The 484-nt window shown below is 56.6% G+C and carries 2 protein-coding genes; both read left to right on the top strand.

The window, feature by feature from the left end; translation table 11 throughout:
- The coding region (locus tag J5M71_RS29465) for a hypothetical protein (protein ID WP_243434382.1) at positions 1–155 on the top strand (155 nt) is incomplete at its 5' end.
- 138 nt (positions 156–293) lie between these two features.
- On the top strand, positions 294–484 hold a 191-nt coding region (locus tag J5M71_RS27705), incomplete at its 3' end, for a hypothetical protein (protein ID WP_207838762.1).

Genomic DNA, 484 nt, shown 5'->3' on the forward strand with positions numbered 1-484 from the left:
CGCAGGTAGCGCGGGAAGTCGATCGCAATCTGGTCAACATCCGCGATCTGTCGGTCCAGTCGGCGACCGGCGCCAATCAGACCAGCGCAGCGAGCAATGAGCTGTCGCGGTTGGCACTGGATCTGAACAACATGGTTGGGCGGTTCAGCCTGTAACACACCTCACTGGAGCTTCCCCTGTGGTGAGGGGATTTATGCCCGTTGGGTGGCGAAGCCGCCCCAAAAGCAGCGTATGCGGTTCCCTCTAAGGATCCGCGTACAGCGGTTTTACGACGGCTGCGCCGCCGAACGGGGATGAATCCCCTCGCCACAGTCATCACTCGCCGCATTTCCAGAGTGATTCTGCACAAAAGCTTTTTGACAGCATCACATTTCAACAGGTTAGAATCGCTGGCACGCAGACTGCATGGTCAGTTTGTGCCTCGTCTTTACGCTTCTGGAGTACTGCCTTTGAATGCGACGACCATCAACAGCCTGTTCTTGAT

It is taken from the genome of Pseudomonas sp. 43(2021), from assembly GCF_017490805.1.
Taxonomy (GTDB): domain Bacteria; phylum Pseudomonadota; class Gammaproteobacteria; order Pseudomonadales; family Pseudomonadaceae; genus Aquipseudomonas.